Raw genomic sequence first — 22,525 nt, 5'->3', positions numbered from 1 at the left:
TCAGCCCCGGCCGCCGTAGACGGTGCGCCCCGAGTCGGTGACGTCCTTGCCGAGCCGGCGGGTCAGGTGCAGCCCTTCCAGCACGAACTCGACGGCGGCGGCGGCCTCCTCCGAGGTGGGCGCGTCGCCCAGGTCGAGCCGGTCCAGGACCTTCGCCAACCCGGGTACGGTGCCGACCTGGCGCAGCAGCTCGGTGGCGCTGACCAACTCGCCGGTCTCGATCGCGGCGCCGTCGGAGACCAGGGCGGTGAACCCGGACAGGTCCAGCCCGGCGAGGTGGGCCCGGAACGTCTCGGCGGTCGCGGTACGCAGCAGGTGCGCGAGGACCTCGGTCTCCCGGCCCTCCTCACCGCTCTCGAACTCGACCTTGCCGCGCAGCGTGCTGGTCACCGACACCGCGTCACCGACGCGGGCAACGGCGGCCTCGGGACGCCCGTCCGGGGTGCCGGAGGCGGCGAGCAGGCCGGCGCGACGCAGCGCGGCACCGGCGACAGTCTCGGCGGCGGCAATGGCGAATCGGGCGGAGACACCGGAGCGCGGGTCCACCGACGGCGACTCACGGACGGCGCGGGCGAAGCGGGCCAGCACCTCCAGGACGTGCTCCGGCACCTCAGCGACCAGGTCGGCCTCCTGACGGATCAGCGCCAGCTCCAACTCCAGCTCGACCGGGTAGTGGGTACGGATCTCCGCGCCGAACCGGTCCTTGAGGGGAGTGATGATCCGGCCCCGGTTGGTGTAGTCCTCCGGGTTGGCGCTGGCCACCAGGAGTAGATCCAGTGGCAGGCGCAGCTGGTAGCCGCGGACCTGGATGTCCCGCTCCTCCAGCACGTTGAGCAGCGCCACCTGGATGCGCTCGGCCAGGTCGGGCAGCTCGTTGACGGCGAAGATGCCCCGGTTGGTGCGCGGCACCAAACCGAAGTGGATGGTCTCCGGGTCGCCGAGGGTACGACCCTGGGCGATGCGGATCGGGTCGACGTCACCGATCAGGTCGCCGACGCTGGTGTCCGGGGTGGCCAACTTCTCGCCGTACCGCATCGAGCGGTGCAGCCAGCCGATCGGCAGTTCGTCGCCGGCCTCGGCGACCTGGGCGCGGGACGCCGGGGTGAGCGGGTGCATCGGGTGCTCGTTGAGCACAGAGCCGGTCAGAACCGGGGTCCACTCGTCGAGCAGCGCGCCCAGCGAGCGGATCAGCCGGGTCTTGCCCTGGCCGCGCTCGCCGAGCAGCACCATGTCGTGCCCGGCGAGCAGGGCCCGCTCGACCTCGGGCAGCACGGTGTCGTCGTAGCCGACGATGCCGGGGAAACGGGTCTCGCCGGAGCGCATCCGAGCGAGGAGGTTGTCGCGGAGTTCCTGCTTGACGGTGCGGTACTGGTGACCGGCCGCCCGTAGCGCGCCGAGCGTGCCGGGCAGGTCGGCCGGTGGAACCGGGATTACCGGGTTAGGCGCAGTCACCCGACCCACGCTAGCTCACATTCTCCGGGGTAACCCGGGGTCTGTGCGGGGCCGGACGGGGTGACGAACCCGGACTCGTAGGCGGCGATGACCGCCTGGTTTCGGGCGCGGACGCCCAGCTTGGCAGGGCTCAGCGGTGGTCGGCGACGTACTGCTGCGGGTCCTTGTCGCGGAACGGGAGGTTGCGACCGTTCTTGTGCTCGCCGTAGAAGGTCAGCCAGCGTCGGCCCAGCTCGGCGCGGAGTTCGGTGCCGGCGTGCCGGCGGAAGTCGGGCAGCGCCTCGTCCTCCTCCTCGGCGAGGTGCTCGCTGTTCTCCCGGCGGGCCGTGCCGACCGCCGCCCACCACTGATCCGAGCCGACCGGGTGCAGTTTCGCCTCGGCGATCGCGTCGCGGATCTTGTTGTGGTCGCCGATCGCGTCGGCGGTCTCGTCCTCGCCGTCGTCGCCGTGCTTGACCAGGTGCGGGTAGAGGATCGCCTCCTCCGCCTCGGCGTGAATGTCCAGGTGCAGGGCGAGGGCGTCCCAGATGGCGAGCATTTCCTGCTCGTCGCGGGCGTCGTCGAGGCGGGCGAAGCCACGCCGGAAGGCGGCATGGTCGTCCAGGATCAGCGCGGTGATGTCGTCCACGGTGCTCACTTTTCGGTTGGGTTGGCGAACCGGGCACGCAGCATCGCCGGCGTCGCGACGAGTCCGGTACGGGTCGAAAATACTCCGATGTCCAGGTTCGCACGCCCGATCCCCGGCACCGTGAACCGGAGTTAGGCTCATGATCGTGACCTATCTCGCCGCGGATGACCGCTACGACACCATGACCTACCGACGCAGCGGACGCAGTGGCCTGCGACTGCCGGCCGTCTCGCTCGGCCTGTGGCACAACTTCGGCCCGGACCGCCCGTTCGAGCGGCAGCGCGACATCGTGCGTCGCGCCTTCGACCTGGGCGTCACCCACTTCGACCTGGCCAACAACTACGGCCCGCCGCCCGGTTCGGCGGAGGAGAACTTCGGCCGGATGCTCGCCACCGACCTGAAGCCGTACCGGGACGAGCTGGTGATCTCCAGCAAGGCCGGGTACCTGATGGGGCCCGGCCCGTACGGCGAGTGGGGCTCGCGCAAGAACCTGATCTCGTCGCTGGACCAGTCGCTGGGCCGGATGGGGCTGGACTACGTCGACATCTTCTACTCGCACCGGTTCGACCCGGACACCCCGCTCGAGGAGACGATGGGGGCGCTCGACGCGATCGTCCGCTCCGGCAAGGCGCTCTACGTCGGCATCTCGAACTACAACTCGGAGCGGACCGCGCAGGCCGCCGCGATCCTGCGCGAGATGGGTACGCCGCTGCTGATCAACCAGCCGTCGTACTCGATGCTCAACCGCTGGACCGAATCCGACGGCCTGCTCGACACGCTGGAGCAGGTCGGCGCGGGCTGCATCGCGTACAGCCCATTGGCGCAGGGCCTGCTGACCGACCGTTACCTGGGTGGCATCCCGGCCGACTCGCGGGTTCGCACCAGCGTCTTCCTCAACGAGAGCGACCTCGGTGAGGAAAAGATGGCCACGATCCGTGCCCTCGGCGCGGTCGCCGAGCGGCGCGGCCAGTCACTGGCCCAACTCGCGTTGGCCTGGGCGTTGCGTGACCCGCGCATGACCAGCCTGATCATCGGGGCGAGCAGCGTCGAGCAGTTGGAGACGAACATCGCCGCGCTCGACAACCTCGACTTCACGGCCGACGAGTTGGCCGAGATCGAACAGCACCTGGGCTGACCACCGCCGGGCTTCGGGCGGGTCGGGTCACCAGATCCGGCGCCGCCCGGCCCGGTGGTTGCGTACCTCGCACTGCCGTCCCACGGGTGCGGCGGCGCTGCGACGCCGTCGGCTCGCGCCGATCAGCAGCAACAGAACCAGTACGACGGCGGCACCGGCCAGCACCGGCCACCGGCCGCCGAGGGCGGTCACCGACGCCACCGGCACGCCCGGGTCGGCCGCCGCCGCCACCGCCGGGCCGCTGCTCGCCGGCCCACTCGCAGCGGTACGCGCCGCGCTCTTCGTCGCGGTGGCCTTTGACGGGGTGGCCTTCGAAGGGCTGGCGGCGGCCTTGGCCCCCCGGAACACCACATCGGAGCAGGAGTAGTAGGTGTCCGGGGTGTTGGAGTTCTGCCAGATCGTGTAGATCAGGTGTCGGCCGCTGCGGCCCGCCGGCAACCGGCCCGCCAACTGGTACGCCCCGGATCGCACCGGCGGGTCGGTCAGGGTAAGGAACGGGCGCGACTCCAGATCCGCCCAGGTCAGCTTCTTGCCCGGGTCGTAGTCGGGCTTGGTGACGTAGAGCCGGAAGGTGCCCCGGTGCTCGATCGTGGTCCGGTACCGGAAGGTGAACTTCGCGCCGGTGGTCAACTGGGTGCTCGGCCAGTCGGTGCGGGGCAGGTCCAGCCCTCGGTACGCGGACAGCCCGCCGCTGCACAGCTCACCGTCCGGGATCCGTTCCCGGTCCCGGCCGTTGATCGCGGCGACGCGTACGTTGTCCCATTCGCGCACGGCCGCGCCCGCCTCGATCGCCGCCCGGCAGGCGCTGGTCGCCGCGTACCGGCCCTCGGGGCCGCAGGCCGCTGCCCGACTGACCGGGTCGGTCGGCGCGCCGTGGGCGGCGGCGGGCGTGGCAGCCACGGGCACGGTCGCGGCAGCGACCAGCACCGTGACGAGGAACCGGCGTACGGGCATGAGGACAACCTCCGCCCACTGGTACGGCCGGCGGGCGGCAAAGGTTCGATCAGCCCCACAATGGACATCGGGTTGGCAGACGCCCCGACCGAGAGGTCCCGGTCGGGGCGTCGCCATGTGTGAGCACAGAAAATGCACGAATTCTGGCTCGGTAACCAAAGTTCCCGGACGCTCACTCAGGGAGAATGGTGACGTTCTGCTCGAGCAACTCGTCCACGAGCCTGGCGTAGCGTTCCGGGCCCCACTGGGGTGGCTGTTCTCCGGGCTGGGGCTCGTCTCCGTTGTCTACGAAGAACTTCTCGTGTCCGCCCGGGGTGAAGATGACCAGCATTCTGGCGTCGGTGTCGCCCACGTTTGTGAACCTGTGCCGGTTGCCGCGGGGGATGAAGACGAAGTCACCGGCCCCGGCCACCTGGAGTTCATCGCCGTTGAGGAACTCCAGGCGGCCCGACAGCACGTAGAACGCTTCGTCCTCGTTGCCGTGGCTGTGTGCCACCGGTCCGGCCCCGGGTGGCACGGTGGCTTCGATGAACCCGAGAGAGCCGTTGGTGTCGTCTGCGGTGACCTTGATGGTGTAGGTGTCGCCTGCGAGCCACCTGTGGGTGCCCTCGGAGTGCCGGACGAAGATACCGCCGCGAGCGGTCCACCGCGGGTCGTTCTTGTCGGGCACGGGGAACGGGAAACTCATCTGCTACTCCTTGGATTCGTGCGGGGAAGGGCAGCCGGTTGCCGCCCTGTTGCGTGGGCTTTTGTGGAGGTGCTCGTCAGGCCTTTGCAGACCGGTGCAGGAGGCCGTCGGGGTCGTATCGCTTCCACAGCTCGCGGACCCGGGCGCCGGTCGGCCCTGGGTAGGCGCGAGCGAATGTCGTCGTATCGGGATGGCTCTCGAAGTTCACGTACGCGCCATCCACGTGCGGTGCGAAGGCGCCCCAAGCGGTCGAAAGGGCCTTGCGGCCGTACGGTGGGAACGTCGAGGCGATGACCAGCGTCTTGTGGTGACGATGCGGGTAGGCGGTGGCGGCCGGGTCAAGGTCATTGGCGGCGCCGCCGAGTGAGCGCATCTGGATCAGGACCGGGTCGCGGCCAGTCACCGCCTTCACCAGGGCGCGGGCCGCGTCGCGGTTGATGTCCGCGAGCAGGCCGTTGGTCGTGTTGGTGGGCATCTGGCCGCTATTCGGGTGCAGGTGCGCCGGTGGGATCAATTCCGGGTACGGGAGAATGTGGGCCTGTTGGACGGCGATTCCCCTGATATCGAGGAGCGGCTGAAGGGCTTGCTGGATCGTGGCCGGCTTGTCCGAGGCCACGACGGCGGTGATGGAGGCGACCGGCGTGGTGCCTTGGGAGGCCAGCGTCACCGCCGTCGTCAGTTCACGTGGCGCGGCCGCCATGACGGCACCCCAGCGCTGCAGGGTGTCGCCCGCCGCATCCACTCGCATGACGAGCTGGGCGAGCCCGACTTTGCGGAGTTCGATGGCCTCGATCTCGAAGGCCACCGCGATCCCCGCGCCGGCTCCCGCACCGCGCATCACCCACAACAGATCGGGCTCGGTGGCGGCATCGGCGCGGACCTGGGTGCCGTCGGGCAGCACCACCTCCACTGCGCGGACGTGGTCGATGGTGAGTCCGTAGTGCCGGACGAGCCACCCGATGCCGCCGGCCGTTGCCAGGCCTCCGACACCGACGTTGCCGTGGTCGCCGGAGCTGATAGCCAGTCCGTGCGGGGCGAGTGCCTGTGCGACCTGCGCCCAGCGGGCGCCCGCCTCCACCCGCACCAGGCGCGCGCCGCGGTCGAGGACGTCGACGCGGCGCATCGCGCTCAGGTCGATGACGAGTCCGCCGTCGTTCGTGGCGCTTCCGGAAAGGCCGTGCCCGCCACTGCGGACCGCGAGAGGGAGATTCCGCCCGCGGGCGAGCCGCAGCGCCGCAGCGACGTCGTCGGCCGACTCGGCGAGGACGACTGCTGCGGGCCGGCCGCTGGTGGTGTACGTGGAGCGGAGCAGACTGTAACGACGATCGCCCTCGGTGACGATTTTGCTGGTCAGGCCGGCCGGGACGGTGCCGAGACTCGTGGTCATCGTGTGCTCCTGAGGGCGTCGACGCGGTCGCGGACCTCCGGGACAATCTCGGAGGCAAAGATCGAGAGCTGGTTTTCGTGGTCCGCCACGGGCCAGAACACGAAGGTGTCGAACCCGAGGACGAGCACCCACTCGGTGAGCGTGTCCACCCATTGGCGCACGCCACCCACCAGCCCCTGGGCGCCCCGGAAATGCCCGATGGCGCCGATCACGTTGTAAATTCGGCGAACCGATTCCGGGGCGCGTCCCGCAGCCGTAGCTGCCTCATCGATGATCTGCTGGCGGGCAGGCACTTCCTGCGGCGGAACGTAGATGTTCAGCGGCGAGATCCACCCGTCTGCCGACCTGCCTGTGACCGCCAGCATCTTGGGCCCCTGGGCGCCGAGCCAGAGTCCGACGGGCTTGGGCGGCAGGGGGCCGGCGCGATAGCCGGTCACCGAGTGATGGGGGGTTTGCAGTCGCACGGTGTCCGCGGCCAGGGCTCCGCGCAGGAGCATGAGCGACTCCTCCGTGAAGGTGACCATCTGCGCACCGCGCCGGGGCACTCCGCCCATTGAGGCGATCGCCTCGGCAAAAGCGCCACCGCCGACGCCGAGGTGGATGCGGCCGTCGGTGAGCACACTCAGCGAGGCAGCGGCCTTGGCGAGCATCGTCGGTGGGCGCAGTTGCAGGTCCGCCACGTCGGTGAAGAAGGAGATGCGCTCCGTGGCGACAGCGAGGCTGCTGATCAGAGTCCAGCTGTCCAGGTGCCCCGGCTGGTAGGGATGGTCCTGCACGGCGAGCAAGTCCAGGCCGACGGCCTCGGCCAGACGCGCGAGGTGCCGGGTCTGGTCCAGTGACGCGGCCGAGGGATCCAGGCTCAGCCCGAAGGCGAGAGGGCGTCCGTAGTCGGTCATGGGTCCACGATGCGGCGGACGGCACGTCGGAACAAACGACGGGTAAGATGCTTATCTTTAGTAAGTAGATATGGACTTGGGGGTCGCCCAAATGATCAACACCCAGCCGCCGCGCCCGGAACGCAACTCGATCCACGATGACACGTGCCCGAGCTTCCAGGAGGCGCTCGAGCTGATCGGGCGCCGCTGGACAGGCTCGATCCTGGCCGCCGCCGCTCAGGGCGCTCGCCGCTTCGGCGAGTACCGCGCCACCATCGATGGCATCTCCGACCGAATGCTGACGCAGCGCCTGAAGGAGCTCGAGGCAAACGGGCTCATCGAGCGGACCGTGATCCCCAGCACGCCGGTGCAAATCCGATATGAGCTCAGTGCCGACGGCAAGGCCTTGTCGCAGGCCCTGCAGCCGCTGACGAGATGGAGCATCCAACGTTCCGCTCGGCGCGCACGGTAGCCCTACGGCCGGTCGCATGCCCTGGCACCGGCCGACGCGGTCCGCGTTCACGGTCGGCGACAGCGCGGGAATCCCCAGGGTGGGTGCGGCGTTTCGATACACGGAACCGCTTGCACCGAGGAGGCAGAGATGAAGGTACGTAGCTCGTTGCGTGCACTGAAGCAGAAGCCGGGTTCGGTGGTGGTCCGCCGTCGCGGCCGGGTGGTCGTGGTGAACCGCGCCAACCCGCAGTGGAAGAGCCGTCAGGGCTGATCCCGCCCGCACCGGACATACAGTCGACAACCGCCCTGACCGGGTCATCCGGTCAGGGCGGTTTGCATGTCGACCGGACGTCACGGCACGGCGGCGATGGCACAGCACATCGACTAGGGTGCTTCGAGATATCGCCCCGATGAGGAGGAGCCGGATGTTCATCTTGGAGCTGTCCTTCGGCGACGAACCCGACCGGCTCGCCGCCCGACCGGCGCACCGGGAGCGTCTCCAGGCCCTGCACCAGGAGGGCCGGCTGTTCATGGCCGGGCCGTTCGCCGACGACTCCGGCGCGCTACTGATCTTCGACGTCCCGGATGCCGAGGCGTTCGCCGACGTCGTCGCGGCCGACCCCTACTACCGGACCCCCGGGGTGACGATCACCAGCCAGCAAGAGTGGTCACCGATCGTTCGATAGCGCCTACCGGTAAAGTAAAACGCCCTGGCCGGGTTATCCCGACCAGGGCGTTTCTCAAGGGTGGAGCCGAGGGGACTCGAACCCCTGACCCCCACACTGCCAGTGTGGTGCGCTACCAGCTGCGCCACGGCCCCTTGCTGTTGTCCCGGTCGCCCGGGCACTGGGAAACTATACACAGACCGGCTCGCATGGTCATCTCGCGGGGTCCCCCGCCGAGCCGGGTCAGTTGAGCGCCACGTCCGGCGGGAAGTGCGCGACAGCGGCCATCATCCCGCCCTGCCGGCGCAGCACCATCGGCCACAGGTCGTCGGGCCGGTCGACGAAGGCGTCCCCGGGCAGCCCGTCCAGCACGAACCATGACCCGTCGGCGATCTCCTGCTCCAACTGGCCGCTGCCCCAACCCGAGTAGCCGGCGAAGACCCGGATGCCGCCGATGCTCTCCCGCAGCCGCTCCGGGTCGACCGAGAGGTCGATCGTGCCGACCGCCCCGGAAACCTGGTGGAAGCCCTTCATCCGGCGCATCGGGTGGCGCATCCGGGCGAGGCAGATGGCGGAGTCGGGCTGCACCGGACCGCCCTCGAAGAGCACCGCCGGGTGGCGGGCCAGGTCACTCCAGTCACCGAGCACCTCGGCTACCGGGACCTCGGTGGCCCGGTTCAGCACCACGCCGAGCGCGCCGCCCGGTTCGTGGGCGACCAGCAGCACCACCGTACGGTCGAAGTTCGGGTCCTTGAGCGCCGGAGTCGCGACCAGCAGCCGCCCGGTCATCGACTCCATCGCTCGTCCGCCGATCGCCTGGCCCTCTCCCTGCATGTCACACACCCGTCAACCGTGAGCCCGCGCCGGGGGCCGGTCATCGACCGGATCCGCCCGGCGCACCGGGTTCAGCCGCGCTGTCAACGCCATGCCTGGCACCATAGCCTGCGTCCTGGGTGCTGGCTAAGGTCTGACCGGCGGGTGATCGGACAGTTGAGACGAAGGGCGGATCTGCTCGACGGCAGGCCTCCCGGTGATCGACGGATCCGGAGCACCGACCGCTGAGAAAAGCCCGAAAGGTCCGTCACATCCCGATAGATTCGGCTGATCGGGAGGGCGTCTGCGGTTGCCCCTGCCCGCGACACGGAGGCGGGTGGCGATGGCAACTGTCCGGGACACGACGTACGACGTGCTCCGCACCCTCGGTATGACCACTGTCTTCGGCAACCCCGGCTCCACCGAGGAGCCGTTCCTCCAGGACTTCCCCGCCGACTTCCACTACGTCCACGCGCTGCACGAGGCGACGGCCGTCGCGATGGCCGACGGTTACGCCCAGGCCACCGGAGTGCCCGCCCACGTCAACCTGCACACCGCCCCGGGCACCGGCAACGGCATGGGCAACCTGGTCACCGCCTGGCACAACAAGACCCCGCTGATCGTCACCGCCGGCCAACAGACGCGGGAGATGCTGCTCCTCGAACCCCGGCTGGCCAACCGCCGACCCACCGAGCTGCCGCAGCCGTACGTGAAGTGGGCCTACGAACCGGCCCGGGCGCAGGACATTCCCGCGGCGATGCTGCGCGCGTACGCCACGGCGGTGCAGCCACCGGCGGGGCCGGTCTTCCTCTCCCTGCCGATGGACGACTGGGCCCAACCGTCGGACCCGCCGCCCGCGCCGCGGACGGTGGCCACCCGGTTCGCACCCGACCCCGAGCGGTTGGCGGAGTTCGTTCAGGTGTTGGCCGGCAGCCGCAACCCGGCGCTCGTGTACGGGCCGGGGGTGGACCGCTCGGCGAGCTGGTCGACAGCGGTCGCCCTGGCGGAGCGGCTCGCCGCGCCGGTCTGGTCGGCCCCGGCCACCGAGCGGGCCGTGTTCCCCGAGGACCACCCGCACTTCCGCGGCGTGCTGCCGTACGCGATCGGCCCCCTCGCCGAGGCGCTACGCGGACACGACACGGTGCTGGTCGTCGGGGCCCCGGTGTTCCGCTACTACCCGTACGTGCCGGGCGGCCACCTGCCCGACGGCGCCCGGCTGCTGCACGTCACCGACGACCCGGACGAGGCCGCACGGGCCCCCGTCGGTGACAGCCTGCTCAGCGACCCGGGGCTGGCCCTGGCCGCGCTCGTCGAACGGGTGCCGCCGAGTGACCGGCCGCCACCCGAGCGACGGGACGCCCCGCCGCCGCCCGAGGTCGGCACCCCACTGAGCGCCGACGCCCTGTTCGCCGCGCTGGCCACACACTGGCCGACCGACGGCGTGCTGATCCAGGAGTCACCGTCTAATCTGTCCGCGCTGCGTCGTCAGCTGCGGATCACCCGCCCGGCGTCGTACTTCACGATGGCCAGCGGCGGCCTCGGCTACGGTCTGCCGGCGGCGATCGGCGTCGCACTGGCCGAGCGGGACACCGGGCGCACTCGCCCGGTGGTGGCGGTGGTCGGCGACGGCTCATTCCACTACTCCGTGCAGGCGCTGTGGACGGCCGCGCGGCTGGCACTGCCGGTGGTGGTCGTCGTCCCGGTCAACCAGCAGTACGCGATCCTCAAGGCGTTCGCCGAGCTGAAGCACACTCCCGGGGTGCCCGGCCTGGACCTGCCGGGGTTGGACATCATCGCGATCGCGGCCGGCTACGGCTGTGCCACCGAGGTGGTGGAGGCACCAGATCAGCTCGGCGCGGCGCTCGCCACCGGGCTGCGCGCCGACCGTCCCACGGTGTTGGCGGTGCCGATCAGCACCGACGTGCCCAGCATCCTCTGAACCGATCGCCGTCAGCGCGCGGCGATCGACAAGGGGGCACCGGTGAAGACGTCCAGCACCGGCCGGGTGCCCAGCGGCGCCGCCAGGGTGACGGTGACCGGCTCCAGTTTCAGCAGGGCGATGCATTCGCCGGTGGCCCGGGTGACGCTGCCGCCGACCACCACGACGTCCGGCCGTTCCCACACCAACGGCGTGATCCCGGTGTCGCACGCGCCGACGCCGAGCCGCACGGTCAACCGGGTGTCGTCGACGGCGGCCAGATCCTGGGCCGCCACCAGCCCCTCCGCCAGGGGTCGGGCCGGAGCGGTGGGCTCGGGAACGGCGGTGACCGCCGTGGGCGCGACGGCGAGCCGGGCCACCGGGGTGGCCAGCTCCCTGATGGTGAACAGCCAGGCCGGGACCTGCGCCACACCGCGGCTCGTGCGGACCGGCACGGTGTCGAACGTGACACCGGTGACGGTGAGCGGGAGACAGGCGGTCTGCGTGCTGCTGGTGACCCATCCGTCGGGCCCCGGCTCGACTGTGGGGCCGCCGGCGGTGGGCCGGCCGGGCCGCTTCGGTGGCCCCGGGCAGGGCAGCGGGTCACCCTGGTCGAGCTGCCGGTACGCCTCGGCGGCACTGACCAACGGCAGCGTCAGCCGACCGTCCGGGAATCGGATCTCGGCGCCGACCCGGGTGGGCGGTATCGCGACCTCCGCGCGGTACCAGCCGGACCGGAAGGCCGCCTCGGTGTCCGGGGTGAAGCCGGCGTCACCGGTGAGCAGGGTCGGCCCCTCCAACGGCACGTACCCTGTGCGCCAGTCCGGGCCGGGCCGCCACGCCTCGGCAACCTGAGCGGCCCGCTGGTCGAACGCGTCGGCGTCGCGGGTCGGGCTGGGTGGGGCGTCGGCCGGACCGGCGTCGGTCGCGGCGCAGCCCGCCGTGAACAGCAACGGGAGTACGAGCAGCAGGCTCAGTCGACGCATGTGCGGTTCGACGCGCCCGCCGACCGGCCGGTTCCCGACCTGGGCTCAGGTCTCGCCACCCAGATCCGTCTGGTACGCCTCCCAGAGCAGGTCGGTGCCGCGCCGTCGATGCCGGGCCAACCTCCGCAGCAGGTGCCCGACACGATGCCGCAGCTCGTCTGGGTGCGTCTCGGGCCGTTCGGCGATCTGCTGCACCGCCAGGATCGCGGCGACGATCGCGGCGTGCTCCCGGGTCAACAGCCGCACGCCGTGGTCCAGTCGCGGTGAGTGGGTGAGCAGCTCCCGGTAGAGGCCGTTGGGGCCTTCGGTGACCCGGACGTGCTCGACGAAGCCCTGGCGTACCGGACGCAGCCGAAGGAGAACGTCTTCGCGCCAGCGCGGCTCGGTGCTGGTGACCGCGACGGCCCGGCCGAGGGCGTGCACGTCACCGGCGAGGCCGGCGGGCCGCGGTTCACCGGGTAGACCGACGGGATGTGGATCGGCGGCGAGCCCCGCCGGAGGTGCGACGCGCTGTCGGGCGACGAGTGACGGCTGCTGGATCGGACCGGTGACCATGGCACCTCCCGCGCGGCGCTGCTACCCCATACCGCGATGGTGAGCCTGCCCGGCCCGCCCTGTCCAGGGTCCCCGACCGTCTCATCTGCCGCCTTGGCCCCACTGACCCCACCAGCCGCACCGGCACCGCCCCCGGGCCCTGCAGTGCGCCGGCTGACGTGCCCGCCTCAGTCGGTCCAGGGACGCTCTGCCAGGCGGTGCAGGTGCTCGGTCACGGCGCGCGTGTCGTCGTCCCGCCCGTCGCCCGGTCGACCCGACGTGATCGCCTCGGCCAGCGCCCGCAGCTCGGACGGCGGAAGGCTGGGCAGCCCCATGCCGCGCAGTGGGATGGTGACGCCCCGCGTACTCCCCGGTTCTGTCGCGAGGATGGCCCGCACCCGCGGTCCGCCGGCCGGACCAACGCCGTCCGCCTCGCGATGCGACGGCCTCCCTGGCTCGATCCGGGCGGCGGCGAGGTCGACGGTGCGGGTACGCAACGCCCCGCGTACCCGCACCCGGCTGCCGTCCAGCCAGGCCGCCGTACGGAGCACCCGCAGCACGAGGTAGAGGCCGAGCAGGACGAAGGGCAGACCGCACAGGCCGATGAACGGGCTGGGACCGGACTGGTTCGGGTCAGCGGAGTCGCGTAGCCCGGGCGGCAGCAGCCCCGGTGGCAGGTCACGAGCCTCCTCATAGGAGGCGAACGCGTCACCTGGTCCGGTCAGCCGGCGCAGCAGCCCGTCGGCGACGAGGGGCAGCGCCACGAACGCCGCGCCGACGGCCGCGACGAGGACGCCGGCCACCACCGCCACGACGCGCTGGCCGGGTGACGCGCCGACCGACAGGCGCAGCTCTCGGTTGGTCACAGGGGGCAGCGTAGGACCCCTCGACACAACGAAGCGCCCCGGCTGGTGGGCCGGGGCGCTTCGTTCGAGGTGGTGGAGGTGCCGGGAATCGAACCCGGGTCCTTCGCCGGTTTGTCAGGGCTTCTCCGAGCGCAGCTCGCTGTGCCTCTACTCGGCCCCACCGCTCACGCGAGCAAGTTGGTGTGACGGGCCCAGTCGCTGATTAATCTCGCCGCACGGACCCCGCGACCGGGTCCGATTGGCCAGCCTCCTAGCTGATGCCGGCTACTGGGACGAAGGCGTTCCCAGGCCGACAGACTTAGCTACTCGCCTCAGGCGGCGAGAGCGAAGTCAGCGCGATTGTTCTTGGCGCTTATAAGTTTCCGACGACCGATTCTCGAGACGACGTCGGCTTCCTCGGCTCGCTTCCCCTGTCGCTGCGTACGAAGTCGAAACCAGTCACCCCCTCGACAGGCCGCCGATGTGGCGGCACTGACAAGACTAACGCCTACCGCAACAGCTTTCATCCCGAGCCCCGGGCCGACGCGCTGACCCGGACAAACAGGATGAACTAGTCGTCCATGCCCTTGCCGCGCCGACCGGACACCCGGGCGATCTCCCGGTCCGCGTCGCGCTTGGCGAGGTCCTGACGCTTGTCGTACGACTTCTTACCCTTGGCCAGGGCGATCTCGACCTTGGCCCAGCCGTCCGAGAAGTAGACCTGCAACGGGACGATCGTGAAACCGCCCTCCCGGGTCTTGCCGACGAGCTTGTCGATCTCGCCCCGGTTGAGCAGCAGCTTGCGGGTACGCCGGGGCTCATGGTTGGTCCAGGTGCCCTGGGTGTACTCCGGGATGTGCATCGCGTGCAGATACAACTCGCCGTCACGTTCCTGCGCGAACGCGTCGACCAGCGACGCGCGCCCGGCCCGCAGCGACTTGACCTCGGTGCCGGTCAGCGCCATGCCCGCCTCGTACGTGTCGAGGATCGCGTAGTCGTGGCGCGCCTTCTTGTTGGAGGCGACCACCTTGCGCCCCTTTTCCCGTGGCATCGGTGCCACCCCCTCTCCTTCGTCCGCGGCCGGTCCACCCCGGCCGGACAACCGATCATGCTACCCGAATAGCAAGGACCCTCCCGCGCCGTTTATTTCCGGCTGCGGGAGGGTCCTCGAAAGGCGACGGGACGACCCGTACGGTGCCTAGACCCGCAGGTAGAAGCGCAGGGTGATCCAGGCGGTGCCCGCGCTGACCAGACCACCGACGCCGGCCATCAACGGGAAGATGAACAGGATGTCGCCCCAGGTGATCGGCGAGAGCAGACCCTGCAACGCGCTCAACGACCCGTCGAAGAGCAGATACTTCGCCGCGACCAGGGCGACCAGACCGAGCAGTGAACCGATCAGACCGGCCACCACGGCCTCCAGCACGAACGGCGCCTGGATGAACCAGTTGGACGCGCCGACCAGCTTCATGACCGCCACCTCACGCCGCTTGCTGTACGCGGCCACCTGAATGGTGTTCGCGACCAGCAGCAGGGCGGCGATCGCCATCACGATGGCGGCAGCCAGGGCGATGTTCTGGATCGAGGTGAGGATGTTGAAGATCTTGTCGAGCAGTCGGCTCTGGTCGATGATCTCCTCGACGCCCGCCGTGTCCTTGTACTGGTCGTAGACGTCCTTGTACTGCTCCGGGTTGTTCAGCTTGAGTCGGAACGCCTCGGGCAGCTGGTCGGGCTTGACCGCGTTCACCAGGTCCGGCGCGTCCTGGTACATCTCCTTGAAGCGCTTGTACGCCTCGTCCTTGTTGACGTAGAGGACATCCTTGACCAGGGGGTCGCTGTCGAGCTTGGTCTGCAGGTCGGTGCGCTCCTGCTCGGTCACCTCCTGGGTCAAGAAGATCGAGACTTCGATGTTCTTGTAGTAGAGGTCCTTCATGTCGTCGACCTGGCGGTACATGAGACCGCTGGCGCCGAGCATGGTCAGCGAGACCGCCATCGTGATGATCATCGCGATGGACATGGTCACGTTGCGCCACAGTCCGACCAGTACCTCGGACAGGACGTATTTCACGCGCATCGGGATTTCCTCCGGGTCTCCGGCATGAGGTGTTCGTCGTCAGGCTGCGCAGGGGTGGAGCGCCGGCTCACCCGTAGACGCCGCGGGCCTGGTCACGCACGATGCGACCGCTCTCAATCTCAACGACGCGGCGGCGCATCTGGTTCACGATGTTGGAGTCGTGGGTGACCATCACGACGGTCGTGCCGGTGCGATTGATCCGGTCCAGCAGACGCATGATCTCGATCGAGGTGTCCGGGTCCAGGTTTCCGGTGGGCTCGTCCGCCAGCAGGATCAGCGGACGGTTCACGAACGCCCGGGCGACGGCGACCCGCTGCTGCTCACCACCGGAGAGCTCGTGCGGGTAGCGGTGCTCCTTGCCACCGAGCCCGACCAGCTCCAGCACCTCCGGCACGACTCGGCGGGCAACCGCCTTCGTCTTGCCGATCACCTCAAGGGCGAACGCCACGTTCTCGTAGGCGGTGCGGTTCGGCAGCAGCCGGAAGTCCTGGAAGACACAGCCGATAGAACGCCGGAAGTGGGGTCGCTTCCAGGAGCGCATCGACGTGACGTCCTTGCCGTTGACGACGACGCGCCCCTTATTGGGGGCCACCTCGTGCAGCAGCATCTTGATGATCGTGGACTTGCCGGAGCCGGATGGACCGATGAAGAAGACGAACTCGCCCTTCTCGATCGAGACGGACACGTTGTCGAGCGAAGGCCGGGACGCCTTCGGGTACGTCTTCGTCACTTGCTCAAGCTGAATCACGGGTGGTGAGTCTACGCGGTGTAACAACTGAGCCAAGCCCCACGCCCCGCCGAACCGGCACGAGTCGTCGAATCAGGCTCCTACCTGGAGATCGACGACGCGCTCCGCCCGCGCGCCGTCACGCACCGTCGCCAGCGAGCTGCCGCTGCTTGCGCCAACGGATACCCGCCTCGATGAAACCGTCCAATTCGCCGTCGAAAACCGCGCTCGGATTGCCGGTCTCCTGCTCAGTTCGGAGATCCTTCACCATCTGATAGGGGTGCAGGACGTACGAGCGCATCTGGTCGCCCCACGAGCCCGCCGCGTTCTCCTTGAGCCCTTCGAGCTTGGCCTGCTCCTCCTGGCGCTTGCGCTCCAGCAGCCGAGCCTGGAGCACCCGCAGCGCGGAGGCCTTGTTCTGCAGCTGGGACTTCTCGTTCTGGCAGGTCACCACGATGCCGGTCGGGATGTGCGTCAACCGGACCGCCGAGTCGGTGGTGTTGACGCTCTGCCCACCGGGGCCCGAGGAGCGGTAGACGTCGACGCGTACCTCGTTCTCCGGGATGTCGATGTGGTCGGTCTGCTCGGTGACCGGCAGGACCTCGACGCCCGCGAAGCTGGTCTGCCGACGCCCCTGGTTGTCGAACGGGCTGATCCGGACCAGGCGGTGCGTGCCCGACTCGACACTGAGCGTGCCGTACGCGTACGGCACCTTGACCGCGAAGGTGGCCGACTTCAGGCCCGCCTCCTCGGCGTACGAGGTTTCGTAGACCTCGGTCGGGTAGCCGTGCCGCTCCGCCCAGCGCAGGTACATCCGCAGCAGCATCTCGGCGAAGTCCGCGGCGTCCACGCCACCGGCGCCGGCCCGGATGGCGACAAGCGCCTCCCGGGAGTCGTACTCGCCGGAGAGCAGGGTGCGGACCTCCATCTCCTGGATGGCCTTGGTCAGCCCGGTGATCTCCGACTCGACCTCGGTCAACACGCCCGGGTCGGCTTCGGCCTCGGCCAGCTCCAGCAGCACCTGGGCGTCGTCGAGGCCGGAACGCAGGCTGCCCAGCTTGCTGATCTCGCCGTTGACGTACGACAGCTGAGAGGTCACCTGCTGGGCCTTGGCCTGGTCGTCCCACAGGTCGGGAGCGGAGGCCTCCTGCTCAAGGCGGGCCTTGTCCTCGTGGAGCCGGTCGAGGTTGAGGACGGCCTCGATGTTTCGCAGGGTCGCGTCGAGTTCCTTGAGCTGTTCGGCGTAATCGGCAGCGGTCACGACAGACAAGCGTACTGCGCTGGCGAGGAGTGAGCTTGCGAGCCCCGCAGTCCAGCGCAAAAGAGGCACTGCGCTGGCGAGGAGTCAGCTTGCGAGCCCCGCAGACCTGCCCCAGATCGGCAGTGCGCCATCGGGCGCACAGCAGCTCGCTCCCTGTGCACGGACCCGCTGATCGTCACCCGACGGGGGCGGACTTCAGCCACGACAGGGCAGCCCGGTGGTAGGCGACGGCGAACTCCAGCGCGCTGGCGTCGTACGTCTCGCCGTCCCGTTTGGCGTTCTTCACCTGCTCCCGGACCTGGGCGAGGGCCTCGGTGTGGTATTCGTTGGCCGAGGCGTACAGGCCCTTCAGCTGGCTGGCGGAGTGCAGGTTGCCGAAAGCCATCCGGAGCGCGATCGGGTTGCGGATGGTGTCCCGCCCCGGGTTCTCCGCGAGCCAGCGGGAAAACGTCCGTTTTCCGCTGGCGGTGAGTGAATACGGCTGGCTCATCCGCGGACCCGGCTTGCCGAGCCGCACAAACCCCCGCTCAGCCAGCACCGGCAACTCGCGGTACACCTGACTGCGGGTCATCGACCAGTACGGCGCCAGACGGCGCTCAGCGGCGGCCATCAACTGACCGCCTGTCATCGGGCCCTCGTGGAGGAGGCCGAGCAGGGCCGCCGCCGTAGGGTTGACTCCAGAATCCGCCATGCCCACTACGCTGCCACTTTGCGAACCTGGCGTCCAGGATTTGCCGGTTTGCCACCCAACAGGACTTCCTAAGTGCACTGTCGGCGGCAGACTGTCCGTTGAGGACTATCGATGGATAGTGACATTCCGGGCGACCGCCGGCGGCGCCACGCGCGCCGCCGGCGGTCGTCGCGGGTCAGCCCATGTGGGGGTACGTGTGGTCGGTCGGCGGCACGAAGGTCTCCTTGATCGTCCGCGGGGAGACCCAGCGGACCAGGTTGAGCCAGGAGCCGGCCTTGTCGTTGGTGCCGCTGGCGCGGGCGCCACCGAAGGGCTGCTGCCCGACCACCGCGCCGGTCGGCTTGTCGTTGATGTAGAAATTGCCGGCCGCGTACCGCATCCGCTCGCCGACCGCGTCGACGACCCGACGGTCGGTGGCGAACACCGAGCCGGTCAGCGCGTACGGGGCGATCGACTCAGCCTGCGCGACCACGTCGTCGAAACGGGCGTCGTCGAACACGTGCACGCCCAGGATCGGCCCGAAGTACTCGGTGGTGAAGGTCTCGTGGGCGGCGTCGCCGCACTCGAAGAGCGTCGGTCGCACGAAGTAGCCGACCGAGTCGTCGGCGGTGCCACCGGCCAGCACCCGGCAACTGTCGTCGCCGGCGATCAACTCCAGCGCGGCGGTGTGCCGGGCGAACGCCTTGTCGTCGATCACCGCACCGCCGAAGTTGCTGAAGTCGGTCACGTCACCGTAGGTCAGCGAGTCGGCGGTGGCGGCCAGCCGGTCCCGCAGCCCACCCTCCCAGATCGAGCGCGGCACGTAGGCCCGCGAGGCCGCCGAGCACTTCTGGCCCTGGTACTCGTACGCGCCGCGGATCAGCGCGGTGTGCAGAGCGTCCACGTCAGCGCTGGTGTGCGCGACGACGAAGTCCTTGCCGCCGGTCTCGCCGACCAGGCGCGGGTAACCCCGGTAACGGGCGATGTTGTCGCCCACGGTCCGCCACAGCTGCTGGAAGACCTTCGTCGAGCCGGTGAAGTGGATGCCGGCCAGATCCGGGTCGGCGAGCACGACGTCGGAGACCTCCTCGCCCCGGCCGGTGACCATGTTGATCACGCCGGGCGGCAGGCCGGCGGCCTCGAACAGCCGCATGGTGAAGTGCGCGGCGAACTGCTGGGTCGGGCCCGGCTTCCAGACCACCGTGTTGCCCAGCAGGGCCGGCGCCGACGGCAGGTTGCCGGCGATGGCGGTGAAGTTGAACGGAGTGACCGCGTAGACGAAGCCCTCCAGCGGGCGGTGGTCGAAGCGGTTCCAGACGCCGGGCGAGGACGCCGGCTGCTCCTCGAGCAGGCGACGCGCAAAGTGCACGTTGAACCGCAGGAAGTCGATGAACTCGCACGCCGCGTCGATCTCCGCCTGGATCGCGGTCTTCGACTGGCCGAGCATGGTGGCGGCGTTGAGAGTGTCGCGCCACGGGCCGGCGAGCAGCTCGGCCGCGCGCAGGAAGATCGCGGCGCGCTCCTCGAAGGGCAGCGCCCGCCACATCGGCGCGGCATCCTTGGCCGCCTTGACGGCGGCGCGAGCGTCATCGTGGGTCGCGTGCGCGGTCACCCCCAGCACGTGGGCGTGCTTGTGCGGCTGCACCACGTTGATCGAGTCACCGCCGGCCATCCGCTGCTCACCGCCGATGGTCATCGGCAGGTCGATGCGCTCGGCGGCGAGCTCGGTCAGCCGCCGCTGGAGCCGGTCCCGGTCGGGGCTGCCCGGCTCGTAGTTGCGAACCGGCTCGTTGCGCGGCTCGGGAACGGAGAACACGGCATCCATCAGGGCTCCTGGCGATCTCGACAGCAGTGGCGAAACCGGACCCGCAGGCACCGACCGGATGGTCGGACACCGGACGCCACACGGGAGGCCGAGCAGCGGCGGGACCTCCCGTGATTCTCCCACGACGGGCCGCGCGACCCACCTCGGCCACCGCTCTGCGCCAAGGACCGCCCCACCCCTCCTCCCCTTACCGACCAGTCTCGATCCGTCCCGCTGTCCAGGGGCGACAGGCAGCCCAGCGGGCCCGCGTACCCTGAATGGTCGGTGACCTGCCGCCTCGAAGGGGAGACGATGACCAAGCAGCCCGGCCGCCCCCCGGCCGCTGAGTCGGACGAGCCGGCGGTCGACGCGGGCAGCGCCGGCAGTCGGCCGCTACCCGCGCCCGGCGCCACCGTGCTCGCGCTGTTGGCGCTCGGGTGGCTGGCCGCCATGCTCTGGTCCACCCGGGAGGCAATCACCTCGGCGGCGGCCGGGGTCACCGCGATCAGCCTCTCCGCCTTCGCCCTGCCCGGCGTGATCTCAACCGCGCTGGTGGCCGGGGCCGCCGTCGCGCTGGCCGGTGGCAACCTGCTTGCCCGCCGGTACGGCGACTGGGCCACCCTGCGCTTCGCCGGGGCGATCGGCGGCGGAATGCTGGTCGGGCTCGCTGCCGCGGTGGCGATCAACCTCACCTACTTCGACACGTCCACCACCAACGTGATCGCCGGCACCACTGCCGCCGCGGCGATCATCGGGGGCGCGTTGGCCGGTGCCCGGACCGCCCCGGCGATCGGCGCGGTGGTCACCGCCGCGCTGGGCACGCTGATCTTCGTGGTCGCGTTCAGCCGCGCCCGGGACCCGCTGTTCGATCTCTTCGGCGCCGGCGACAGCCAGGAATCGTTGATCAACGCGGCCAAGTGGGTGTCCCGCACCGAATCGCTCGTCGCCGGACTGCTGGCCGGGCTACTCGCCTTCGGCTACCTGACCTGGGCGCGCCGTCGCGCCGTCCGCCGTGATCCCGAGGCCCCGGCGCTGCGCTGGCCGGCGTACCTGCTCGCGGGCGCCGGGCCGGGGCTCCTCCTGCTGCTCGCCGAGGTGATCATCCGGGTCGGCGGACGGTCGCTGCTCGACCTCGCCAGCGCGCTCAGCGAGGCGGACGCGGTGGCGCAGACCTCGCTGGGCACCTCCCGGGTGGACAACGGCATCTGGGTGCTCTTCGTGGGGGCGCTGAGCGCGCTCATCGCGTTCGGCCGCACGCTCAGCCCCGCCCACGGCGACGATGACGAACCAGCCGACAGCCCGAGCGCAGTCGCGGACCAGGTCGACCCGGAGGACGACAAGCCGGGCTACGCCAAGGCGTTCGACGCGGACCCCGCCGAGACATCCGACGGCGCTCAGACGCTCGACGCGGATCCAGCGAAGGCGGACCCGGCTCGCTGATTCCGAACCTGGGGCCGGGCGTCCGGCTCAGGCGGCCCGGCCGGTTGTCCGGCTCAGGCGGCCGGGACGGGGCAGGGTCCGCTCACTCAGCGGCGCGTAGCAGCTGGTCCAGCTCCGTCACGTCGTACCACTCCAGCTCGTGGTCCTCGGCGCCGTCGACGGTGAACTGGGCGTCAGGATCACCAGCCGCCGCCTCGGCCACCACGTCGGCTGCCGCGCCGACCTCCTCGACCGCGTCCGCGCCGTCCACGTGGATGGCCGCGACGGCGCCCACCGGCACGGCGCCGACCAACGCCACAGTGCTGGAGCCCAGCTCACCGTCACCGCGCCCGATCGCTCCCGACGGCAGGTCGACGGAGACGACGACGCGACGGCGGGGGGCGGTCGGGTCGGCCCGCAACAGGTGCAGGGCGTCCTGGGCAGCCCGGGTGAACGCGACGTACTCCAGCTCCTCCTCGTCGCCCTCGGCGTACCACTCGCGAAGCGCCGGGGTCACGGCGTGCGCCTGGTCGGCGGCCAGCCCCTCCTCACGCAGGCGGGCCAGCATCGGTAGGGTCGCCGGCACGTACACCCGGACAAGCTCGTCGGTCACCGGTCGTCTCCCCGCGTCGTCCTCCACCGGCGGCCGCCGGCACGGGCGCAGATCATGCCGCACGCCGTGACCGTCATACACCCCGCCTCCGGTCGGAGGAAGCTCCCCGCCGGTGTGTCCCGCACGATCGGCCCGCCGCCGCCGACCGGGCCAATGCTGGGCGGTCAGCGCTGTCGGTGGCAAACTGAGCCAAACGACATCAACCCCGGGAGTTTCTGTGGAGCCGAGGTTCCTGCTGCTCTCCGACGTGGCTGCGGAGCTCAACGTGTCGGACTCGCAGGTCTACCACATGGTACGCAGCGGCGAACTGCCGGCGATCAAGATCGGCGGGCGCGGCCAGTGGCGGGTTGAGCGCGCTCGCCTGGAGGAATACATAGCCCGCAAATACGACGAAACCGCAGACTGGGTGCAGAGCAACCCGCTGATCGACCGCGACCCCGAGTAGCGCGACCCCGAGTAGTTAGCCCAGCCCGCTCGCGCCGGCCGGGTCGGGTCGGGTCGTATCAGGAAACTCGAGTGGATCATGCCCGCTGCCGGGCGGAGACCCCCCGTAGCCATTGACCGAGGCCGCTCTGTCGCTCACAATCGAGCTAGTCGGAGGCAAACGAAAGCAAACGCAAGATC

Annotated in this window: 24 protein-coding genes, 1 tRNA gene and 1 other RNA gene; 7 read left to right on the top strand and 19 right to left on the bottom strand. The window is 70.1% G+C overall.

The window, feature by feature from the left end; translation table 11 throughout:
- Positions 1 to 1,461, bottom strand: coding sequence for a sigma 54-interacting transcriptional regulator (locus V6U86_RS02705; protein WP_334497980.1), 1,461 nt, complete (start codon positions 1,459 to 1,461; stop codon positions 1 to 3).
- Between the two features lie 121 nt (positions 1,462 to 1,582).
- On the bottom strand, positions 1,583 to 2,080 hold the full coding sequence (locus V6U86_RS02700) for a hemerythrin domain-containing protein (protein ID WP_334497978.1): 498 nt from the start codon (positions 2,078 to 2,080) through the stop codon (positions 1,583 to 1,585).
- A 139-nt stretch (positions 2,081 to 2,219) separates the two neighbouring features.
- On the opposite strand from V6U86_RS02700, the gene mgrA reads away from it, so the two are divergent.
- Positions 2,220 to 3,215, top strand: a complete 996-nt coding sequence (gene mgrA / locus V6U86_RS02695) for an L-glyceraldehyde 3-phosphate reductase (protein ID WP_334497976.1) — start codon at positions 2,220 to 2,222, stop codon at positions 3,213 to 3,215.
- Positions 3,216 to 3,242: 27 nt separating this feature from the next.
- Here the strand turns inward: mgrA and V6U86_RS02690 are convergent, their stop codons facing one another.
- The 4 genes from V6U86_RS02690 to V6U86_RS02675 all read right to left on the bottom strand — a co-directional run bounded on the left by V6U86_RS02690 (position 3,243) and on the right by V6U86_RS02675 (position 7,140).
- On the bottom strand, positions 3,243 to 4,169 hold the full coding sequence (locus V6U86_RS02690; RefSeq protein WP_334497974.1) for a lytic polysaccharide monooxygenase auxiliary activity family 9 protein: 927 nt from the start codon (positions 4,167 to 4,169) through the stop codon (positions 3,243 to 3,245).
- Positions 4,170 to 4,341: 172 nt separating this feature from the next.
- Positions 4,342 to 4,857 carry a quercetin 2,3-dioxygenase gene (locus tag V6U86_RS02685; RefSeq protein WP_334497972.1) on the bottom strand — a complete coding sequence of 172 codons (516 nt, stop codon included), beginning with the start codon at positions 4,855 to 4,857 and terminating at the stop codon, positions 4,342 to 4,344.
- A gap of 76 nt (positions 4,858 to 4,933) precedes the next feature.
- Positions 4,934 to 6,244: an FAD-binding oxidoreductase gene (locus V6U86_RS02680; protein ID WP_334497971.1), complete on the bottom strand. Its 1,311-nt coding sequence runs from the start codon at positions 6,242 to 6,244 to the stop codon at positions 4,934 to 4,936.
- Positions 6,241 to 7,140 carry an LLM class flavin-dependent oxidoreductase gene (locus V6U86_RS02675; protein ID WP_334497969.1) on the bottom strand — a complete coding sequence of 300 codons (900 nt, stop codon included), beginning with the start codon at positions 7,138 to 7,140 and terminating at the stop codon, positions 6,241 to 6,243. The genes V6U86_RS02680 and V6U86_RS02675 overlap by 4 nt, the downstream gene beginning before the upstream one ends.
- Positions 7,141 to 7,231: 91 nt before the next feature.
- On the opposite strand from V6U86_RS02675, the gene V6U86_RS02670 reads away from it, so the two are divergent.
- The 3 genes from V6U86_RS02670 (at position 7,232) to V6U86_RS02660 (ending at position 8,258) form a co-directional block, all read left to right on the top strand.
- The gene (locus tag V6U86_RS02670; protein ID WP_334497967.1) at positions 7,232 to 7,591 is read left to right on the top strand and encodes a winged helix-turn-helix transcriptional regulator; all 360 of its coding nucleotides are present in this window, start codon (positions 7,232 to 7,234) and stop codon (positions 7,589 to 7,591) included.
- A gap of 129 nt (positions 7,592 to 7,720) precedes the next feature.
- The gene (locus V6U86_RS02665; RefSeq protein WP_030490864.1) at positions 7,721 to 7,843 is read left to right on the top strand and encodes a 50S ribosomal protein L36; all 123 of its coding nucleotides are present in this window, start codon (positions 7,721 to 7,723) and stop codon (positions 7,841 to 7,843) included.
- A gap of 154 nt (positions 7,844 to 7,997) precedes the next feature.
- The gene (locus tag V6U86_RS02660; RefSeq protein WP_334497961.1) at positions 7,998 to 8,258 is read left to right on the top strand and encodes a YciI family protein; all 261 of its coding nucleotides are present in this window, start codon (positions 7,998 to 8,000) and stop codon (positions 8,256 to 8,258) included.
- A 61-nt stretch (positions 8,259 to 8,319) separates the two neighbouring features.
- Here V6U86_RS02660 and V6U86_RS02655 read toward each other — a convergent pair.
- Both V6U86_RS02655 and V6U86_RS02650 read right to left on the bottom strand, forming a co-directional pair.
- Positions 8,320 to 8,392, bottom strand: a tRNA-Ala gene (locus V6U86_RS02655).
- 88 nt (positions 8,393 to 8,480) lie between these two features.
- Complete coding sequence (locus V6U86_RS02650; protein WP_334498609.1) at positions 8,481 to 9,071, bottom strand: YqgE/AlgH family protein; 591 nt, start codon at positions 9,069 to 9,071, stop codon at positions 8,481 to 8,483.
- Positions 9,072 to 9,393: 322 nt separating this feature from the next.
- On the opposite strand from V6U86_RS02650, the gene mdlC reads away from it, so the two are divergent.
- The gene (gene mdlC / locus V6U86_RS02645; protein WP_334497959.1) at positions 9,394 to 10,989 is read left to right on the top strand and encodes a benzoylformate decarboxylase; all 1,596 of its coding nucleotides are present in this window, start codon (positions 9,394 to 9,396) and stop codon (positions 10,987 to 10,989) included.
- A gap of 11 nt (positions 10,990 to 11,000) precedes the next feature.
- Here mdlC and V6U86_RS02640 read toward each other — a convergent pair whose 3' ends face one another.
- The 10 genes from V6U86_RS02640 to pruA all read right to left on the bottom strand — a co-directional run bounded on the left by V6U86_RS02640 (position 11,001) and on the right by pruA (position 19,890).
- A complete protein-coding gene (locus V6U86_RS02640) occupies positions 11,001 to 11,954 on the bottom strand; it encodes a hypothetical protein (RefSeq protein WP_334497957.1) in 954 nt (317 codons plus the stop codon).
- Between the two features lie 45 nt (positions 11,955 to 11,999).
- Positions 12,000 to 12,509 carry a hypothetical protein gene (locus tag V6U86_RS02635; RefSeq protein ID WP_334497955.1) on the bottom strand — a complete coding sequence of 170 codons (510 nt, stop codon included), beginning with the start codon at positions 12,507 to 12,509 and terminating at the stop codon, positions 12,000 to 12,002.
- Between the two features lie 167 nt (positions 12,510 to 12,676).
- Complete coding sequence (locus V6U86_RS02630; RefSeq protein ID WP_334497953.1) at positions 12,677 to 13,354, bottom strand: hypothetical protein; 678 nt, start codon at positions 13,352 to 13,354, stop codon at positions 12,677 to 12,679.
- A 70-nt stretch (positions 13,355 to 13,424) separates the two neighbouring features.
- Positions 13,425 to 13,800: a transfer-messenger RNA gene (ssrA, locus tag V6U86_RS02625) on the bottom strand.
- 104 nt (positions 13,801 to 13,904) lie between these two features.
- Entirely contained in the window at positions 13,905 to 14,384 is a 480-nt protein-coding gene (gene smpB / locus V6U86_RS02620) for an SsrA-binding protein SmpB (protein ID WP_030331487.1), read from the bottom strand.
- A gap of 147 nt (positions 14,385 to 14,531) precedes the next feature.
- Complete coding sequence (ftsX, locus tag V6U86_RS02615) at positions 14,532 to 15,407, bottom strand: permease-like cell division protein FtsX (RefSeq protein WP_334497951.1); 876 nt, start codon at positions 15,405 to 15,407, stop codon at positions 14,532 to 14,534.
- Positions 15,408 to 15,474: 67 nt separating this feature from the next.
- Positions 15,475 to 16,155 carry a cell division ATP-binding protein FtsE gene (gene ftsE, locus V6U86_RS02610; protein ID WP_030331491.1) on the bottom strand — a complete coding sequence of 227 codons (681 nt, stop codon included), beginning with the start codon at positions 16,153 to 16,155 and terminating at the stop codon, positions 15,475 to 15,477.
- A gap of 118 nt (positions 16,156 to 16,273) precedes the next feature.
- The gene (gene prfB / locus V6U86_RS02605) at positions 16,274 to 17,395 is read right to left on the bottom strand and encodes a peptide chain release factor 2 (RefSeq protein WP_124775305.1); all 1,122 of its coding nucleotides are present in this window, start codon (positions 17,393 to 17,395) and stop codon (positions 16,274 to 16,276) included.
- A 175-nt stretch (positions 17,396 to 17,570) separates the two neighbouring features.
- Positions 17,571 to 18,086, bottom strand: a complete 516-nt coding sequence (locus tag V6U86_RS02600; protein ID WP_238677722.1) for a PadR family transcriptional regulator — start codon at positions 18,084 to 18,086, stop codon at positions 17,571 to 17,573.
- Between the two features lie 175 nt (positions 18,087 to 18,261).
- Positions 18,262 to 19,890, bottom strand: a complete 1,629-nt coding sequence (gene pruA / locus V6U86_RS02595; RefSeq protein ID WP_334497946.1) for an L-glutamate gamma-semialdehyde dehydrogenase — start codon at positions 19,888 to 19,890, stop codon at positions 18,262 to 18,264.
- Between the two features lie 291 nt (positions 19,891 to 20,181).
- On the opposite strand from pruA, the gene V6U86_RS02590 reads away from it, so the two are divergent.
- Positions 20,182 to 21,309 carry a hypothetical protein gene (locus tag V6U86_RS02590; protein WP_334497944.1) on the top strand — a complete coding sequence of 376 codons (1,128 nt, stop codon included), beginning with the start codon at positions 20,182 to 20,184 and terminating at the stop codon, positions 21,307 to 21,309.
- 82 nt (positions 21,310 to 21,391) lie between these two features.
- Here the strand turns inward: V6U86_RS02590 and V6U86_RS02585 are convergent, their stop codons facing one another.
- The gene (locus V6U86_RS02585) at positions 21,392 to 21,901 is read right to left on the bottom strand and encodes a DUF6912 family protein (protein WP_334497943.1); all 510 of its coding nucleotides are present in this window, start codon (positions 21,899 to 21,901) and stop codon (positions 21,392 to 21,394) included.
- Between the two features lie 217 nt (positions 21,902 to 22,118).
- Between V6U86_RS02585 and V6U86_RS02580 the strand changes: the two genes are divergently transcribed.
- Positions 22,119 to 22,346, top strand: coding sequence for a helix-turn-helix domain-containing protein (locus V6U86_RS02580; protein WP_112582381.1), 228 nt, complete (start codon positions 22,119 to 22,121; stop codon positions 22,344 to 22,346).
- Positions 22,347 to 22,525: the final 179 nt, after the last annotated feature.

This window comes from Micromonospora sp. CPCC 205558 (assembly GCF_036902955.1).
In the GTDB taxonomy this organism is placed as follows: Bacteria; Actinomycetota; Actinomycetes; order Mycobacteriales; family Micromonosporaceae; genus Micromonospora.
Note: the sequence above shows the minus strand (reverse complement) of the source record. Positions and strands in the feature narration are given on the sequence as shown.

What these genes read in the sequence shown, in the direction of transcription:
- smpB (WP_030331487.1), bottom strand. Translation starts at nt 14,384, where the DNA reads ATGCCACGGGAAAAGGGGCGCAAGGTGGTCGCCTCCAACAAGAAGGCG.
- V6U86_RS02675 (WP_334497969.1), bottom strand. Translation starts at nt 7,140, where the DNA reads ATGACCGACTACGGACGCCCTCTCGCCTTCGGGCTGAGCCTGGATCCC.
- mgrA (WP_334497976.1), top strand. Translation starts at nt 2,220, where the DNA reads ATGATCGTGACCTATCTCGCCGCGGATGACCGCTACGACACCATGACC.
- V6U86_RS02635 (WP_334497955.1), bottom strand. Translation starts at nt 12,509, where the DNA reads ATGGTCACCGGTCCGATCCAGCAGCCGTCACTCGTCGCCCGACAGCGC.
- V6U86_RS02600 (WP_238677722.1), bottom strand. Translation starts at nt 18,086, where the DNA reads ATGGCGGATTCTGGAGTCAACCCTACGGCGGCGGCCCTGCTCGGCCTC.
- V6U86_RS02650 (WP_334498609.1), bottom strand. Translation starts at nt 9,071, where the DNA reads ATGCAGGGAGAGGGCCAGGCGATCGGCGGACGAGCGATGGAGTCGATG.
- pruA (WP_334497946.1), bottom strand. Translation starts at nt 19,890, where the DNA reads ATGGATGCCGTGTTCTCCGTTCCCGAGCCGCGCAACGAGCCGGTTCGC.
- V6U86_RS02680 (WP_334497971.1), bottom strand. Translation starts at nt 6,244, where the DNA reads ATGACCACGAGTCTCGGCACCGTCCCGGCCGGCCTGACCAGCAAAATC.
- ftsX (WP_334497951.1), bottom strand. Translation starts at nt 15,407, where the DNA reads ATGCGCGTGAAATACGTCCTGTCCGAGGTACTGGTCGGACTGTGGCGC.
- V6U86_RS02660 (WP_334497961.1), top strand. Translation starts at nt 7,998, where the DNA reads ATGTTCATCTTGGAGCTGTCCTTCGGCGACGAACCCGACCGGCTCGCC.
- mdlC (WP_334497959.1), top strand. Translation starts at nt 9,394, where the DNA reads ATGGCAACTGTCCGGGACACGACGTACGACGTGCTCCGCACCCTCGGT.
- V6U86_RS02690 (WP_334497974.1), bottom strand. Translation starts at nt 4,169, where the DNA reads ATGCCCGTACGCCGGTTCCTCGTCACGGTGCTGGTCGCTGCCGCGACC.
- V6U86_RS02640 (WP_334497957.1), bottom strand. Translation starts at nt 11,954, where the DNA reads ATGCGTCGACTGAGCCTGCTGCTCGTACTCCCGTTGCTGTTCACGGCG.
- V6U86_RS02590 (WP_334497944.1), top strand. Translation starts at nt 20,182, where the DNA reads ATGACCAAGCAGCCCGGCCGCCCCCCGGCCGCTGAGTCGGACGAGCCG.
- V6U86_RS02670 (WP_334497967.1), top strand. Translation starts at nt 7,232, where the DNA reads ATGATCAACACCCAGCCGCCGCGCCCGGAACGCAACTCGATCCACGAT.
- V6U86_RS02665 (WP_030490864.1), top strand. Translation starts at nt 7,721, where the DNA reads ATGAAGGTACGTAGCTCGTTGCGTGCACTGAAGCAGAAGCCGGGTTCG.
- V6U86_RS02685 (WP_334497972.1), bottom strand. Translation starts at nt 4,857, where the DNA reads ATGAGTTTCCCGTTCCCCGTGCCCGACAAGAACGACCCGCGGTGGACC.